This is a genomic window from Pseudoclavibacter helvolus (assembly GCF_049707175.1).
Classification (GTDB): Bacteria; Actinomycetota; Actinomycetes; order Actinomycetales; family Microbacteriaceae; genus Pseudoclavibacter; species Pseudoclavibacter helvolus_A.
This window is the reverse complement of record NZ_JBNAFM010000009.1, coordinates 154,114-169,274: the sequence shown is the minus strand read 5'-3', so window position 1 is coordinate 169,274 and position 15,161 is coordinate 154,114. Positions and strand designations below refer to the sequence as shown.

Here is a 15,161-nt window from a genome sequence, read left to right as displayed (position 1 = left end):
CTGCTGGTGGGGAGGTTGTCGATGAGGGTCGGGCCGAGCCAGAACCCGCCTTCGGCGCCCTCGGCTTGGATGGTGCGGCCGTCGACGAGGACGTCGGCGCCGTCATCCGCAGCGATCTGGATGTAGGAGGCGATCTTGTCGCGGTGTACTTCGGACACGATGGGGCCCATGTCGGGTTCCTTGTGCGTGTCGGTGGGGGTGCCGTCCCCGATGCGCAGCGTCGCGATGCGCTCCTTCACCTTCTCGATGAGCTGGTCGGCGACGGGCTCGATCGCGAGGACCACGCTGATGGCCATGCACCGCTCGCCCGCGGACCCGAAGCCGGCGTTGATGGCCTGGTCGGCGACGAGGTCGAGGTCGGCGTCGGGGAGCACGAGCATGTGGTTCTTCGCCCCGCCGAGCGCCTGCACGCGCTTGCCGTGCTTGGACGCGGTTTCGTAGATGTACTGCGCGATGGGGGTGGAGCCGACGAAGCTGATGGCGCTCACGTCGTCGTGGGTGAGGAGCCCGTCCACGGCTTGCTTGTCGCCGTGGAGGACGTTGAAGACGCCGTCGGGCAGGCCCGCTTCCTTCCACAGCTCGGCGAGCCAGATCGCCGCGGACGGGTCTTTCTCGGACGGCTTGAGGACGACGGTGTTGCCGACCGCGATCGCGATGGGGAAGAACCACATGGGCACCATCGCGGGGAAGTTGAAGGGGCTGATGATGCCGACCACGCCGAGGGCTTGCTTGATGGAGAACACGTCCACGCCGGTAGACGCGTTCTCGGTGAAGTCGCCCTTCATGATGTGTGGGAACCCGGTCGCGAGTTCCACGACCTCGAGACCGCGCTGGATCTCCCCGGCCGCGTCAGACACGACCTTCCCGTGCTCGGACGTGATGATCTGCGCGAGCTCCAACTTCCGCTCGTTCAACAACTCACGGAACTTGAAGATGATGTTCTGGCGCTTCGCGATCGAGGTGTTCGACCAGGCCGGGAACGCGGCCTTCGCGGCGGCGACTGCGGCGTTGATCTCGGCGTCGTCGGCGAGAGCGACGTTGCTCGTCGCGGTGCCGAGGGCCGGGTTGAAGACCGGCGACGTGCGCGCGGGCGCAGCCGTCGTGGAGGCGCCGTTGATCCAGTGCTGGATGGTCGGCAGGGTGGTGTCGGTCATTGATCTTCCTTCGCTGTGGTGCGCCGGACAGGAGCGGCGACGATGGATGCGGCGGTCGCCGCGACGCGGGTGGTGAGCTCAGCTCGTGGTGTGGACGAGGTTCGAGGTGTGGACGAGGCTCGAGGCCGTGTCCACCGCTGCGGCGACGTCGCCATCGGCGGGGTAGAGCAGCGTGCGGCCGACGACGAGACCCCGCACCCCTGGGAGGGCGAGGGCGTCGGCCCACTTGGCGTAGACCGCATCCTGGTCACCGTTCGGCTCTCCACCGAGCAGCAATGTCGGCAACGTCGTCGCCGCCATGACGCGCTCCATCTCAGGAACAACCGGCAGCTTCATCCACGTCGAGCCAGAGCTGTTACCGAGGCCAGAAGTGATCGCGACCGAGTTGATGACGGCGTCTGCACTGAGATCGTTGACGATCCGGCCGTCCTTCCACTCACTCATGAACGGCTCGAGCATGATCGGCAGAGACGCCGCCGCCGCGTCGTCGACCGCGCGGGCGTTGGCCTCGAGCGTCGAGACGGTGCCAGCGTCGGCGAGGTTGATGCGCACGAGCGTCTTCGCGAAGTCGATGCCGTCGCGCACCATCGAGTTGATGTCGTAGCCGGTGAACCGGTCGTCCATCTCGAAGCTCGCGCCGCGGAGTCCGCCGCGGTTCATGGAGCCGACGATGAGCTTGTCGTCCAGCACCCCGAGCAGCGCGAGGTCGTCGATGATGTCCGGCGTCCCGAGCACGCCGTCGACGCCGGGCCGCGAGAGGGCGAGCGCGAGCCGATCGAGCAGGTCGTAGCGGTCGGCCATGGCCATCGCGTCGTCCCGCACCCCGAGTGCACCGCGCGCGGGGTGGTCGGCGGCGACGAAGAACAGCCTGCGGTCCTCCGGCAGCAGTGCGGGGCGGCGCTTCCGGGCCGCGAGAGCCTCTCTGAGCGCTGCAGGGCCGTCGGCCCGAGCGTCGCGAAGCCGGGCAAAGGCGGCTTCGTCGAGGATCCGATACTTCTCAGGCAAGGGAGTTCTCCTTCAGGATCTCGTCGACCTCCGCCGTCGTCGGCATGGCGGTCGAGCACTCGAGGCGCGAGGCCACGACGGCACCGGCGACGTTCGCGAAGCGCAGGATGTGCTCGAGGTCCCAACCCGCGATGAGCCCCTTGCAGAAGGCACCGCCGAAGCTGTCCCCGGCGCCGAGGCCGTTGACGACGTCCACGAAGTGTGTCGGGACCTCGATGGATCCCTCTCGGGTCTTGGCCAGGACGCCTCGCGGGCCCTGCTTGACCACGGCGATCTCGACGCCGCGCTCGAGCAGCGCATCCGCTGCCCGCTGCGGCTCGGTCTCGCCGACGGCGACCTCGCACTCCTCTTTGTTGCCGATCGCGATCGTCGACTGGGCGAGGATCGGCTCGATTGCCGCGGTCGCGGTCGCGGCGTCCGGCCAGAACATCGCGCGGTAGTCGAGGTCGAGGATGGTGTGCTCGCGTCGGGCTCGAGCGGCGAACGCCGCGTGGTGAGCGGCTCGGCTCGGTTCCTCGGAGAGGCCGGTGACGGTGGCCCAGAAGATCTTGGCGTTCTTGATGGCCTCGAGGTCGAGGGTGTCCGCCTCGATGTTGAGGTCAGGCGCCTTCGGCTGCCGGTAGAAGTAGAGCGGGAAGTCGTCGGGAGGGAAGATCTCGCAGAACGTGACGGGGGTGGCGAGGGAGTCGTCGCGGGTCACGAAGCTCGAGCTGACCCCGAGGCGTTCGAGCTCGCGCACGATGTAGCGACCGAAGGGGTCGTCACCGGTGCGGGTGATGACCGCCGAGTGCAGGCCGTGCGTCGCGCCAGCGACGGCGACGTTGGTCGCGCTGCCGCCGAGGAACTTTCCGAAGGTGGAGACGTCCTCGAGCCCGACTCCGGTCTGGAGGGGGTAGATGTCGACGCCAACACGGCCGAGCGTGATGAGGTCGTACGCGGGGGGTTGTGTTGCAGTGGTCATACGGCTCTGTACAACTTTCAGTCCGATGGTGAACGAGGACGAACCTCAGCATACACCTAATGTCCTGACAAAGTAACAAAGAGGGGTGGGTGAATATTGATCCGCCGTCCGCGGACGCGTCAGCGCTTCAGATCGTCGATCAGGGCGTCCACGACAGGCACGAGCGCGCCGTCGTGCTGCTCCGCGATGCGCCGCTGGCGGTCGCTCGACGACCCGCCCTCAATGATCTCCGCGATCGTCTCCAGCTCCGCCGCGCATCCGAGGTCCTCAGCGACCTCCAGGTACTCGCGCTCGATGCGCTCGGACAGCACCTCGGTGACCGGTCGCTCGTTGCCCTCCGCGTCCTCGATGATGATCGCGTCGAGTCCGTAGCGAGCGGCCCGCCACTTGTTCTCCCGGACGAACCATGAGGGGAGGCGGTCGGCGTCCCTGCCCGCGTCGAGCTCCCGCGAGGCATGCTCAACGACCACGTGGTTCAGCGCCACCATCGCCCCGAGCTCCCTGAGGTTCGTCGCGCCGTCGGAGACGCGGATCTCAACGGTGCCCCACTGGGCCGACGGGCGCACATCCCACCGCAGCTCCTGCACCTCGTCGACGATGCCCGTGTGCAGCACATCGTGCGCGACGCGCTCGTAGTCTTCCCAGGTCTCCATCTCCGGGGGCAGCCCGCCGGTCGGGAGCTGCTGGAAGACCATGGTGCGGTGGGAGCTAAACGACGTGTCCTCGCCTTGCCAGTACGGGCTCGACGTCGAGATGGCCAGCATCAGGGGGTAGTTGGCCAGTACGGCGCGCATGATGGCAGGCACCTTCCGGCAGTCCTCGACCCCAACATGGGTGTGCACGCCCCAGATGGCGAGCTGTCCGCCCCAGCGTCCCGAGCGCTCCGTGACCAGTCGGTAGCGCTCGCCGGGCGAGCGTTGCTGCTCCCGCCACCTGGAGAAGGGATGCGTGCCCGAGCCGATCACGCCGGCTCCCGCCGCGTCGGCGGCCGTAAGCAGGGAATCCCGCAGGCCGCGCAGTTCGTCGACCGCAGACCGTGCAGAGCGGTGGACGCCCGTCACGAGCTCCACGGTGTTCGTGAGGAACTCCTTCGTAAAGCGCTCGTCGTCGAGGCGGGCGATCAGTTCAGGGCCGATGCCGGTGAGCTCGCGCGACTCAGTGTCGACGATGCCGAGCTCCCATTCGACACCGAGTGTCGACCGCTCTGATGAGGCGAAACGCATGGTTGAAGCGTAGACGCACCAGGGCTCGCGGCGTGTCCGCATTGCGGGCCGTTCCGCATCCACCGCAAGATAGGGGGAGGAGTCGGGCGGCGGCAGGCGGCGCCCCGGAAGCGGAGGCCCCACATGCGCTACTCGGATTCCCTCGCTGGGCTTGCGACCGCGGCCAACGAGCTCGCCGTCACGGGTGCACAGGACTTCGTGCCGTACGTGATCGGTGCCGTCCTCCTCGTCCTGCTCGGCGGGGTCGTGCTCTTCTTCGTGCAGCGCAGACAGCGGGCCGCCGAGCGCGCAAGCGAGTCCGCGATCGATCGCGAGGGGCGCTCGACATCCGGTGACGATTCTGCGGTTGGCTAACTGGCCAAGAGTCTGCCAAACTAGGCAGTTGAGTCTCGTGGGCTCGACCCTCTAATCCGGCCCGCGATTCACCATTGAGCTCTGCCGAGTGTGCCCCACGCCCTCCGGCTGTCGTTCGCCGATACACACACCATCAGGAGACACGTGGCTGTCAAAATTCGTCTGAAGCGCCTTGGCAAGATCCGGGCACCCTACTACCGCATCGTCGTCGCCGACTCGCGCACCAAGCGCGACGGTCGCGTGATCGAGGAGATCGGCAAGTACCACCCCACCGAGAACCCCTCGCTCATCGAGGTCAACTCCGAGCGTGCGCAGTACTGGCTGAGCGTCGGCGCACAGGCCTCCGAGGCCGTCGTCGTTCTGCTCAAGCTCACCGGAGACTGGGGCAAGTTCACGGGCGAGGGCTCGACCGAGAACCAGGTCAAGGCGCCTGAGGCTAAGGTCCCCTTCGTCGCAGAAGAGGGCAAGAAGCCCGTCCTGCGCCCGAAGGTTGAGCCGAAGGCAGCTCCGGCCGCCGAAGAGGTCACCGAAGAAGCAGCGGCTGAAGAGGTCGAGGCCTAGTCATGCTCGCTTCCGCGCTGGAACATCTCGTCAAGGGAATCGTCGATCACCCCGACGATGTCCGCGTGGACCGCAGCACTGCTGCACGCGGCGAGGTCCTCGAAGTGCGTGTGCACTCCGAGGACCTCGGCCGCGTCATCGGTCGCTCCGGCCGCACTGCGAAGGCGCTGCGCACCGTTGTGACCGCACTTGCCGATGGCCGCCGGGTCCGCGTCGACGTAGTTGACGACTGAGGTGGCAGGCAAGAAGAAGGGCATCACCCAGCTCCGCGTCGGGCGCCTCACCAAAGCCCATGGGCTCAAGGGCGCGATCAAGCTCGAGCTCTTCACCGATGAGCCAGACCGGCGCTTCGTGCCGGGGGCGAGCTTCAGCCTGCAGGTTCCCACCGACAGTGCATGGCACGGCAAGAACCTCGAGCTCCAGGAGCTCCGTTGGTACAACGGACACCCGGTCGGGTTCTTCGTCGGCGTCTCCGACCGCACCGCGGCGGAGGGGCTCGCCAAGGCGATCCTCTGGGTCGACTCCAACGACGCCGAAGAGCTCGAAGACGACGCCTGGTACGACCACCAGCTGGTCGGCCTCGATGTGCGGCGTGACGGCATCTCCGTCGGCCACGTCATCCGGGTCGAGCATCTGCCCGCCCAAGACCTTCTTGTCGTGAAGACCGCCGACGCTGAGGTACTTGTTCCGCTGGTGAAAGCGATCGTTCCCGACGTCGACCTCGAGGCCGGCTTCGTCAGCGTGACGCCGCCGAACGGCCTCTTCGAGGAGCTCGACGACACGCAAGCAGCGGGCAAGGTCCCTGCTGCAGGGTCGGCGAACGCAGCGGACGCCGAGTAGTCCGCCTTCCTCGGCGATGAGCTGCGCGCCCACGAGCATTCGGGGGCGCGCCTCCGCTTAAGCTGGAGTCCATGCGCGTCGACATCGTCACCATCTTTCCCGAGTTCTTCCAGGTGCTCGACGTCTCCCTGCTCGGGAAGGCCCGCCAGGACGGCCTCATCGACGTCCGCGTGCACGACCTGCGGGACGCGACGACCGACCGGCACCGAACCGTCGACGACACGCCATACGGCGGCGGCGCAGGGATGGTCATGAAGCCCGAGCCGTGGGGGCAGACGATCGACGCGATCCTCGAGGACGCCGCCGCTTCATCCGGTCGTCCAGGTGCCGTCGGGCTCGACACCGAGGCGGATGACCGACCGCTCGTCGTTTTCCCGTCACCGGCAGGCACGGTCTTCACGCAGGCCACGGCGCGCCGCTACGCCCTTGAGCGGCACATCGTCTTCGGCTGCGGACGATACGAGGGCATCGACCAGCGCGTCTTCGACGACACCGCCGAGCGTGCCAGAGTCGAGCTCGTGAGCCTCGGCGACTACGTGCTGAACGGGGGAGAGGTGGCAGTCACCGCCATGATCGAGGCGTTCGGTCGACTCGTGCCCGGTGTCGTCGGCAACCCTGAGTCACTCGTCGAGGAGTCACACGAAGACGGGCTGCTCGAGTACCCGAGCTACACGAAACCCGCGACGTGGCGCGGCAGGGAGGTGCCCGACGTGCTGCTGAGCGGGCACCACGCCAAGATCGCCGCGTGGCGCCACGAGCAGCAGATTGAGCGCACGAGGCGCGTGCGCCCCGAGCTGCTCCCGCCCGAACTTCGCTAGCTGCGCGCCGTCAGCACGATGGGGTCGCCGTCGGTGATGACGACCGTGTGCTCGCTGTGCGCGCCACGCGAGCCGTCTGCGCTGCGAAGCGTCCATCCGTCCGGATCCTGGACCAGCTTGTCTGTGGTCTCGAGGAACCAGGGCTCGAGGGCGAGCACGAGGCCCGGCTTGAGCGGCATGCCCCGGTTCGCGCGCCCCCGGTTCGGGACGCTCGGCTCCTGATGCATCGTCCGGCCGACGCCGTGGCCGCCGAACTCGACGTTGACGGGGTAGCCGGCGTTCTTCGCGACCTGGCCGATGGCGTGCGAGATGTCGCCGAGCTTGTTTCCGGGGCGGGCAGCCTCGATGGCTGCTTCCAGCGCGACCTCGGTCGTGTCGATGAGGCGCAGGTCCGCGTCCCTGGGCGTGCCGACCACCACCGTGATAGCGGAGTCACTGACCCAGCCGTCCACCGCGACAGCGAAGTCGAGGGTGAGGACGTCGCCGTCCTTCAGCGCGTAGTCATGGGGCAGGCCGTGGAGCACCGCGTCGTTGACCGACGTGCAGATGACCTTGCCGAACGGCGAGTTGCCGAAGGAAGGGTGGTAGTCGATGTAGCAGCTCTTGGCGCCGCGCTTCGTGATGAGCTCGTGTGCCCTGGCGTCGAGCTCGAGAAGGTTCGTGCCGACCGCGGCGCTCTGCGAGAGCTCGCTGAGGACCTCCGCGACGAAGCGCCCTGCAGGTCGCATCTCTTCGATTTCGTTCTGGGTGCGCAGCTCGATCATCCGGCAATCGTACCGGCGCTCGTGCCCAGAGCGAACGACGGAGGCTGCGTTCGGGATCCTCCCGTAGCGTTGCGCCATGGGCATCGGTCGTCTCGTCTACCGCGCACTCCTCCCAGCTGCGCTCTTTCTCGCCGCCTGGCAGTTCGTGGGATGGCTCATCCTGGGTGCGCCTGTCGCTCGGCTCTTCGTCTTCGGCTTCGCCGGTCTCGCAGCCGTCGCGGGCCTCCTCATCCTCTCCGCGAACTTCTGGCTGCGGCCCGACATCCGCGAGACCAAGGCCCTGCCGTTGCGGGACGTGTCACTCGTGGTCGTGCCGTGGCTGCTATGGGCTGTCGGTGCTGTCGTGCCGGATGCGCCGGGACTGTGGGTGCTGGCCGCGGCGTTCCTCTCGATGCTCATCGCGGGCTCGATCGCGCGCCGTCGCCTGACGGCAGTCGTCCAGGAACGGCTCGCCTCGGCGCAGGCTGCGGGGCCGCAGGCCAGCCCCTTCGGCCTGTTCGGTGCGATGCCAGGCATGGCTGGGCCCGGTATGCCAGGAGCCCAGGGCGGGCGGACCCCGCCCTCAGGCCCTGGGGGAGCATCCGGGCCGGACGCGGGCAAGGTCATTACCCTCGACTCCGAACCCGACGACGACCGGCGCTGACGAAGCCGTCGCGTGCACAACGCGTTCGCGCACACCGCTCGCATTGCGGGCGTCATGCCGGCATGGTTTACTAGATCCTTGTGCCGCGGCTCGACTCTGCCACAGGGGACGAGAGCACTTCGCGATGCACGCCAACCTCTTCACTGACCTTCGCAGCCGACCTGTGGCGACTGCAGAGAGCGAAATCATGACCAACGTTATCGACGTCATCGACGCAGCATCGCTGCGCAGCGATGTCCCAGACTTCCGCCCAGGCGACACCGTCAAGGTGCACGTGAACATCGTTGAAGGCACGCGCTCGCGCGTGCAGGTCTTCCAGGGTGTCGTCATCGCACGTCAGGGCGCCGGCGTCCGCGAGACCTTCACGGTCCGCAAGGTCAGCTTCCAGGTGGGCGTCGAGCGTACGTTCCCGGTGCACACCCCGGTCATCGAGAAGATCGAGATCGTCTCCCGCGGTGCCGTGCGTCGCGCGAAGCTCTACTACCTCCGTGGTCGCCGCGGCAAGGCCGCGAAGATCCGCGAGAAGCGCGACAACTAAGCGATTGCAGTAGGCGAATGGCTCCCCAAGGCGGGAGCCATTCGTGTCGATCCACATATTCACTGAGGGTTCCGCCGCAGCGGACCGAGCGCGAGGGGGAGCCATGGGTGACGCGAACGTGCGCGACCGCCGTGCTCCATCCCACGGTCGGCCACCACACGAGGGCAGACACCGTCTGGGGCGCACCGACCGCCCCGCCGGCCTGCGGCCCTCGGACATCGCCGACGCGCCCATCCACGCCACGGGGCTCATCTCCGAAGACGAGCCGCTTCCCACGCCCGGACGCGGTCTCGGCAAGGCGATGCTCTCGTTCGGGCGCGACCTGGTCATCGTCGCGGTGCTCGCGATCGTTATGTCGATGCTGATCAAGACGTTCCTGCTCCGCCCGTTCTACATCCCCTCCGCCTCGATGAACGACACCCTCGTCGTCGAGGACCGCGTGCTCGTGAACCTGCTCGTCCCGGATCTCGTCGGCATCGAGCGAGGAGACATCGTCGTCTTCGAGGACCCGGGCGGCTGGCTCCCCGTCGTCACTCCGCCGGCCAAGACCGCGTCGCAGGCCGCGATCGACGGGGCGCTCGAGTTCGTCGGCCTCAAGCCCGAAGAGACGAGCAACCACCTCATCAAGCGCGTCATCGGGCTTCCGGGCGACGTCGTGTCGTGCTGCAACGAGTACGGGCAAGTGCTCATCAACGGACTCCCCGTCGGAGAGCCCTACCTGCTGCTCCAGGACGGGCAGGCTGCGTCAGGCATGCCGTTCGACGTGACCGTACCCGAGGGGCACCTCTGGGTGATGGGCGACAACCGCTACAACTCTGAGGACTCTCGGTACCACCAGGACGAGCCGGGTGGAGGGTTCGTGCCGGTCGACGATGTCGTCGGGAAGGCGTTCCTCCTCAACTGGCCACTCGACAGGTTCTCGTTCCTCGGCAACTACCCTGAGGTCTTTGACCGCGTGCCAGAACGGTCTGACCAGGAGTGACGCCGCCCGTCGACCCGACGCTCGACCTCGAGCGTGAGCTTCTGCGCACCGCGCCCGTCGTGATCGGCGTGGACGAAGTCGGCAGGGGCGCGATCGCAGGACCGGTGGCCGTGGGAGCCTGCGCCGTCGACGGCGCACGCGTCAGCCTCGGCGCACCGGCAGGGATCCGCGACTCCAAGCTGCTCAGTGCGAAACGTCGCCTCGAAGCGCGAGAGGGCATCGAGGGCTGGGCGCTCGGCGTCGGCGTCGGCTACGCGAGCGCAGCCGAGATCGACGAGCACGGGATCACCGCCTGCCTCGGCGCCGCGGCGAAGCGCGCGCTCGCAGAGCTCCACGCGAACGGGGTCCCGGTCGCCGACGCCGTCGTGCTGCTCGACGGTGCGCACGACTGGCTCACCCCGTGCCTGAGCACCCCGCTGCGCGTCGTGGTGCGGCCGAAGGCAGATCGCGACTGCACCTCGGTGGCTGCGGCCTCCGTCATCGCCAAGCTCGATCGAGACGCGATCATGACCTCGGCCGCCGAAGCCCACCCCCAGTACCTCTGGGAGTCGAACAAGGGGTACGGCAGCGCGGCGCACCTCGCAGCGATCACCGCGAGCGGGCCGAGCGAGCTCCACCGGCACACGTGGCTCCGTGCCGCGACCCCGTAGACTGGGCGGATCATGGACGACGAGAATTTCGACGATTACGAGCGCGAGCAGGAACTCTCCCTGTTTCGCGAGTACCGCGACGTCGCGGGGCAGTTCAAATACGTGATCGAGACCGAGCGTCGGTTCTACCTGGCGAACAGCGTGGACCTGGTCAGGCGCGACACCGAGCACGACTTCTACTTCGAACTCACGATGAAAGACGTCTGGGTCTGGGACATCTACCGGTCCGATCGCTTTGTCAAGCAGGTTCGCGTGCTGACGTTCAAGGACGTGAACGTCGAAGAGACCGGCTCCAAGGAGTTCGAGCTGCCTAAGGAACTCGCACTCGACGAGTGATCCGCGAGCATCGGCGAGCGCGACGCGCCGCGTGCGCGCCGTTGTCCGTGGTTCGTGGGAGCCTCGTCGAGTGACAGAGACGCCGATTCCCTTAGCCACCGCATCCGCCGCGACCCAGATCCTCCGTGCGCTGGTCGGCCGAGACGACGCCGTCTTCCACGACGGTCAGCTGGAGGCGATCTCCGCCATCGTCGACGAACGGCGGCGCGTTCTCGTCGTCCAGCGCACGGGGTGGGGCAAGTCGGCGGTGTACTTCATCGCGAGCCTCATGCTGCGCGCCCGCGGCTCAGGGCCAACCATCCTCATCTCGCCGTTGCTCGCCCTCATGCGCGACCAGGTCGAAGCGGCAGGGCGAGCCGGTGTCAGGGCAGTGTCGATGTCGTCGGCCAATGCCCACGAGTGGGCTGGCATCCGAGAGCAGCTCGCCGCCGACGAGATCGACGTCCTGCTCGTCTCGCCCGAGCGGCTCAACAACCCGGAGTTCCGCGACACACAGCTGCCGGAACTCCTTGAGCGCACCGGGCTGGTCGTCGTCGACGAGGCGCACTGCATCTCCGATTGGGGCCACGACTTCCGGCCCGACTACCGTCGCATCGCGTCGCTCATCTCCGGGCTCGGCGACAACGTCCCAGTGCTCGCCACCACCGCGACGGCGAACGAGCGCGTTGTCCACGACATCGAGGAGCAGCTCGGTCGCAGCGAAATCCTGACCATCCGCGGGCCGCTCGCGCGGGCCAGCCTGCGGCTTGGTGTGCTGCGACTCGGCAACGCTCGCGAGCGTCTCGCCTGGCTCCTGCAGCATCTCGACGAGCTCCCCGGGTCCGGCATCATCTACACGCTCACGGTGGCGGGAGCGGAAGACACCTCCGCCGCGCTGCGCGAGGCGGGCATCCACGCCCCCTCCTACACGGGCAAGACCGACCCAGACGAACGCGAACGACTCGAGGGCGCGCTCAAGCGCAACGAGGTCAAGGCCCTCGTCGCCACCAGCGCGCTCGGTATGGGGTTCGACAAGCCCGACCTGGGCTTCGTGGTGCACCTTGGGGCCCCGTCCTCGCCGGTCGCGTACTACCAGCAGGTGGGTCGCGCGGGCCGATCGAGTGCCTCCGCCGACGTGCTCTTGCTCCCGGGCGACGAAGACCGCGCCATCTGGGAGTACTTCGCGACGGTATCCATGCCCGACGAAGCGCGTGCGCAGGCGGTGCTCGGGGCGCTCGGCGACGCTCCACGATCGACGGTCGCGCTCGAAGCCGCCGTTGACCTTCGTCGTTCTCGCCTCGAGCTGCTGCTCAAGGTGCTCGACGTCGACGGCGCCGTGCGTCGAGAGCAGGGCGGCTGGGTCTCCACCGGTCAGCCGTGGAGCTACGACGGCGAGCGCTACGCGCGCATCGCCGCAGCGCGCAGCGCCGAGGCCCAAGCGATGATCGACTACGAACGCACCGAGGGGTGCCGCATGGAGTTCCTCCAGCGGCAGCTCGACGACGCGACTGCTGCGCCGTGCGGGCGCTGCGACAACTGCGCGGGGGTCTGGTTCGATGCGACCACGGATGCGGCGGTTCAGGCGCGCGCGGGCGCTGCACTCGACCGGGTGGGCGCAGACATCGCCCCGCGCCGCCAATGGCCGAGCGGCATGGCGAGCCTCGGCGTCGAGCTCAAGGGCCGCATCTCCAAAGAAGAGCAGGCGTCCGAGGGGCGGGTCCTCGCGCGCCTCAGCGACCTCGGCTGGGGCGGCCCGTTGCGCGAGCTGTTCGGTTCGGCCGGGCCGGACACCGTCGTGACCGGCCCGCTCCTGCAGGCCTGCATCCGCATCCTGTCCGAGTGGAAATGGGATGCCCGCCCGCAGGCCGTCGCCTACGTGCCGTCACGCTCGCGGCCGCAGCTGGGCGCGTCACTCGCGGAGGGCATCGCCGCAGCCGGACGCCTCCCGCTGCTCGGCCCGCTCGACCTGGTCCGCGGCGGACCAGCCGGGCAGCCCGGCGGCAACAGCGCGTTCCGGCTCTCACACGTCGCTGGTCGGTTCTCGACGGCGTCCATCGAGGTGCCCTCTGGGCCAGTGCTGCTGATCGACGACTTCGTCGACAGCGGCTGGACGATGACGGTCTGCGCACGCGAGCTGCGGCGCGCCGGGGCCAGCGCCGTGCTGCCACTGGCACTGGCGCAGCGCGGTTAGACCGGACTCGAAGCCTTCTCCGCAATTGGTCGTCGTGTGAGGCCAGAGCAGCTGCTGCCGCGGCCACTCTGCAGACGTCTCGCCTGTGGACTCTTGCTCGTCCACAGGCGCCGGGCTCTTCGTCTGACGCTCGCTCGCCGCGGGCCAGACTCCCGGGCAGGGAGGTGGTGCGAATGCGTGCCAAGGATCAACTGGGGCGGCTCGGGGAGAACCTCGCAAGCGCGTATCTGGAGGAGCGCGGCCATGTGGTCGTCGAGCGCAACTGGCGGTGCAGGGAAGGCGAGATCGACGTGGTCTCGCGCCAGGGCGGGTACATCGTCTTTACGGAGGTGAAAGCGAGGCGTTCGACCGCAGCGGGCCATCCGTTGGAGGCGATCACGCCGGCGAAGCTCGCCCGCATGCGCAGGCTCGCGGGGCTCTGGATGCTCGCCCACCCCGACGAGCGCGGGGCGATGCGGCTCGACGTGATCGCGGTGATCGCGCCGACAGACCGAAGCCCTTCCGTGCAGCATGTGGCGGGAGTGGGCGCATGACGCAGGGCACAGTCGGCCACTCGGTCGCGATCGCACTCGAAGGACTCGGGGGAGCGCTCGTCGAGGTGGAGACGCAGATCAGCCCTGGCTTGCCCTACTTCAAACTCGTGGGTCTGCCGGACACCTCGCTCGGCGAGGCTCGCGAGCGAGTCCGGGCGGCCCTGCAGAGCTCGGGGTGTCCGCTACCTGCCAGCAGGGTCGTCACCAATATGTACCCGGCGTCGCTCCGAAAGCACGGCGCCGGCTTCGACCTGGCCATCGCCGTGTCGTTCCTCGCCGCCGCTGGCATCATCTCGGCGGAGTCGCCGACGCGTGCGGTGCATATCGGCGAGCTGTCGCTGACGGGCCAGGTGCGGGCGGTCGTGGGCGTGCTGCCCGCGGTCGCCGCGGCGAAGGCGGCGGGCTTCGACACGGTCGTCGTGCCAGTCGACTCGCAGGCGGAGGCGGAGCTCGTCGAAGATATCCGCGTGATCGCCGTAGCCTCGTTGCGAGCCATCGCATTGCACTACGGCGCCGACCCAGACCAGCTGACCGAGGAGCTCGACTATCCCTCGGGCGCCCCAGCGCGGTCGCTTGCCGTCGGGGAGCGCGGCGACACCGAAGCGCCCGTGGTCGCGGCCGGGCCGGGCGCCACCCTCGACCTCGCCGATGTCGTCGGGAACGAGGCGGCCGTCCGAACGCTCCTCATCGCCGCCGCGGGTGGACACCATCTCCTCATGCTCGGTCCGCCCGGAGCCGGCAAGACGATGCTCGCGGAGCGGCTGCCTGGTATTCTCCCCGACCTCGACCCGGAGGCGGCCGTCACCCTGGCGGCGATCCGCTCGCTGCGAGGCATCCCGCTCTCATCGCGCCTCGACCGCCGGCCGCCGTTCGAGGCGCCGCACCACACCGCGTCCGCGGTCGCCCTGCTCGGAGGCGGGAGCGGAACGATCCGGCCGGGCGCGATCTCGCTTGCGACCGGTGGGGTCCTGTTCCTCGACGAAGCCCCGGAGTTCGCGCGCCACGCGCTCGACGCGCTCCGGCAGCCGCTCGAGAACGGTGTCATCGAGATACACCGCGCGCAGGGGAAAGCCGCGTATCCGGCCGAGATGCAGCTCGTTCTGGCGGCGAACCCGTGCCCATGCGGCAACCACGGCGACGCGGAGGCGACCTGCCGGTGCGACGCATCCGCGCCACGGCGCTACCTTGCGCGTCTTTCCGGCCCGCTCCTCGATCGAATCGATCTGCAGTTGCGCGTCGAGCGGGTGTCGGCGGCCCGGGCCAGGCTCGTCGAGCACGAGGACCGACTTGTGGGAGAGCAGGGGCGCGAACGCGGATCGACGACCACCACGGAAACCGCCCGCGAACTCGTCGCGCATGCGCGTGCTCGGGCGGCGCGACGGCTGCGCTCCACTCCGTGGGACACCAACGCGCGAGTCGTCTCGCGCTGGCTGCGCGCGCCGGAGAACCGCCCGAAACGGGAAGCCTACGCACCGTTGGCGTTGGCGCTGGAACGAGGACAAGTCACGATGCGCGGGCACGATCGCGTGCTCCGGGTCGCCTGGACGATTGCGGATCTCGCGGGGGTCGAGCGCCCCGAGATCGACCACGTCCGCGAAGCGCTGTCGTACCGAATTCGGCTCGGGTAGG

Annotated in this window: 18 protein-coding genes; 13 read left to right on the top strand and 5 right to left on the bottom strand. The window is 68.5% G+C overall.

What is annotated here, in order from left to right:
* The 4 genes from mmsA to ACPYN9_RS09465 form a co-directional block, all read right to left on the bottom strand.
* The coding region (mmsA, locus tag ACPYN9_RS09480) for a CoA-acylating methylmalonate-semialdehyde dehydrogenase (protein WP_424465998.1) at positions 1 to 1,154 on the bottom strand (1,154 nt) is incomplete at its 3' end.
* Positions 1,155 to 1,232: 78 nt separating this feature from the next.
* Entirely contained in the window at positions 1,233 to 2,159 is a 927-nt protein-coding gene (locus ACPYN9_RS09475; RefSeq protein WP_424465997.1) for a Cgl0159 family (beta/alpha)8-fold protein, read from the bottom strand.
* The gene (iolC, locus tag ACPYN9_RS09470) at positions 2,152 to 3,120 is read right to left on the bottom strand and encodes a 5-dehydro-2-deoxygluconokinase (RefSeq protein ID WP_424465995.1); all 969 of its coding nucleotides are present in this window, start codon (positions 3,118 to 3,120) and stop codon (positions 2,152 to 2,154) included. Before iolC ends, ACPYN9_RS09475 begins: the two co-directional genes overlap by 8 nt.
* 119 nt (positions 3,121 to 3,239) lie before the next feature.
* Entirely contained in the window at positions 3,240 to 4,343 is a 1,104-nt protein-coding gene (locus ACPYN9_RS09465; RefSeq protein WP_424465993.1) for a glutamate--cysteine ligase, read from the bottom strand.
* Between the two features lie 123 nt (positions 4,344 to 4,466).
* On the opposite strand from ACPYN9_RS09465, the gene ACPYN9_RS09460 reads away from it, so the two are divergent.
* From ACPYN9_RS09460 to trmD, 5 genes are all read left to right on the top strand, one after another.
* Positions 4,467 to 4,697: an LPXTG cell wall anchor domain-containing protein gene (locus ACPYN9_RS09460; RefSeq protein ID WP_424465991.1), complete on the top strand. Its 231-nt coding sequence runs from the start codon at positions 4,467 to 4,469 to the stop codon at positions 4,695 to 4,697.
* A gap of 144 nt (positions 4,698 to 4,841) precedes the next feature.
* Complete coding sequence (gene rpsP, locus ACPYN9_RS09455) at positions 4,842 to 5,258, top strand: 30S ribosomal protein S16 (protein ID WP_424465989.1); 417 nt, start codon at positions 4,842 to 4,844, stop codon at positions 5,256 to 5,258.
* Between the two features lie 2 nt (positions 5,259 to 5,260).
* The gene (locus ACPYN9_RS09450; protein WP_068484100.1) at positions 5,261 to 5,491 is read left to right on the top strand and encodes an RNA-binding protein; all 231 of its coding nucleotides are present in this window, start codon (positions 5,261 to 5,263) and stop codon (positions 5,489 to 5,491) included.
* Positions 5,481 to 6,098 (top strand): ribosome maturation factor RimM, encoded by a 618-nt coding sequence (gene rimM, locus ACPYN9_RS09445; protein WP_424465987.1) that lies wholly within the window; start codon positions 5,481 to 5,483, stop codon positions 6,096 to 6,098. Before ACPYN9_RS09450 ends, rimM begins: the two co-directional genes overlap by 11 nt.
* A 71-nt stretch (positions 6,099 to 6,169) precedes the next feature.
* Entirely contained in the window at positions 6,170 to 6,916 is a 747-nt protein-coding gene (trmD, locus tag ACPYN9_RS09440; protein WP_424465986.1) for a tRNA (guanosine(37)-N1)-methyltransferase TrmD, read from the top strand.
* On the opposite strand, the gene map is transcribed toward trmD, so the two are convergent.
* Complete coding sequence (map, locus tag ACPYN9_RS09435; protein WP_424465984.1) at positions 6,913 to 7,680, bottom strand: type I methionyl aminopeptidase; 768 nt, start codon at positions 7,678 to 7,680, stop codon at positions 6,913 to 6,915. The two genes, trmD and map, sit on opposite strands and share 4 nt — an antisense overlap.
* Positions 7,681 to 7,756: 76 nt before the next feature.
* On the opposite strand from map, the gene ACPYN9_RS09430 reads away from it, so the two are divergent.
* The 8 genes from ACPYN9_RS09430 to ACPYN9_RS09395 all read left to right on the top strand — a co-directional run bounded on the left by ACPYN9_RS09430 (position 7,757) and on the right by ACPYN9_RS09395 (position 15,160).
* Positions 7,757 to 8,323, top strand: a complete 567-nt coding sequence (locus tag ACPYN9_RS09430) for a hypothetical protein (RefSeq protein WP_424465982.1) — start codon at positions 7,757 to 7,759, stop codon at positions 8,321 to 8,323.
* 187 nt (positions 8,324 to 8,510) lie between these two features.
* A complete protein-coding gene (rplS, locus tag ACPYN9_RS09425; RefSeq protein ID WP_068484112.1) occupies positions 8,511 to 8,861 on the top strand; it encodes a 50S ribosomal protein L19 in 351 nt (116 codons plus the stop codon).
* 103 nt (positions 8,862 to 8,964) lie between these two features.
* Positions 8,965 to 9,843: a signal peptidase I gene (lepB, locus tag ACPYN9_RS09420; protein ID WP_424465980.1), complete on the top strand. Its 879-nt coding sequence runs from the start codon at positions 8,965 to 8,967 to the stop codon at positions 9,841 to 9,843.
* Positions 9,840 to 10,493 (top strand): ribonuclease HII, encoded by a 654-nt coding sequence (locus ACPYN9_RS09415; protein ID WP_424465978.1) that lies wholly within the window; start codon positions 9,840 to 9,842, stop codon positions 10,491 to 10,493. The genes lepB and ACPYN9_RS09415 overlap by 4 nt, the downstream gene beginning before the upstream one ends.
* A 12-nt stretch (positions 10,494 to 10,505) precedes the next feature.
* Positions 10,506 to 10,829, top strand: a complete 324-nt coding sequence (locus ACPYN9_RS09410) for a DUF2469 family protein (protein WP_068484088.1) — start codon at positions 10,506 to 10,508, stop codon at positions 10,827 to 10,829.
* A gap of 70 nt (positions 10,830 to 10,899) precedes the next feature.
* Entirely contained in the window at positions 10,900 to 12,999 is a 2,100-nt protein-coding gene (locus ACPYN9_RS09405) for a RecQ family ATP-dependent DNA helicase (RefSeq protein WP_424465976.1), read from the top strand.
* Positions 13,000 to 13,172: 173 nt separating this feature from the next.
* Positions 13,173 to 13,532, top strand: coding sequence for a YraN family protein (locus ACPYN9_RS09400; RefSeq protein WP_424465975.1), 360 nt, complete (start codon positions 13,173 to 13,175; stop codon positions 13,530 to 13,532).
* Positions 13,529 to 15,160: a YifB family Mg chelatase-like AAA ATPase gene (locus tag ACPYN9_RS09395; RefSeq protein WP_424465973.1), complete on the top strand. Its 1,632-nt coding sequence runs from the start codon at positions 13,529 to 13,531 to the stop codon at positions 15,158 to 15,160. The genes ACPYN9_RS09400 and ACPYN9_RS09395 overlap by 4 nt, the downstream gene beginning before the upstream one ends.
* The last annotated feature ends 1 nt before the right edge of the window (position 15,161 follow it).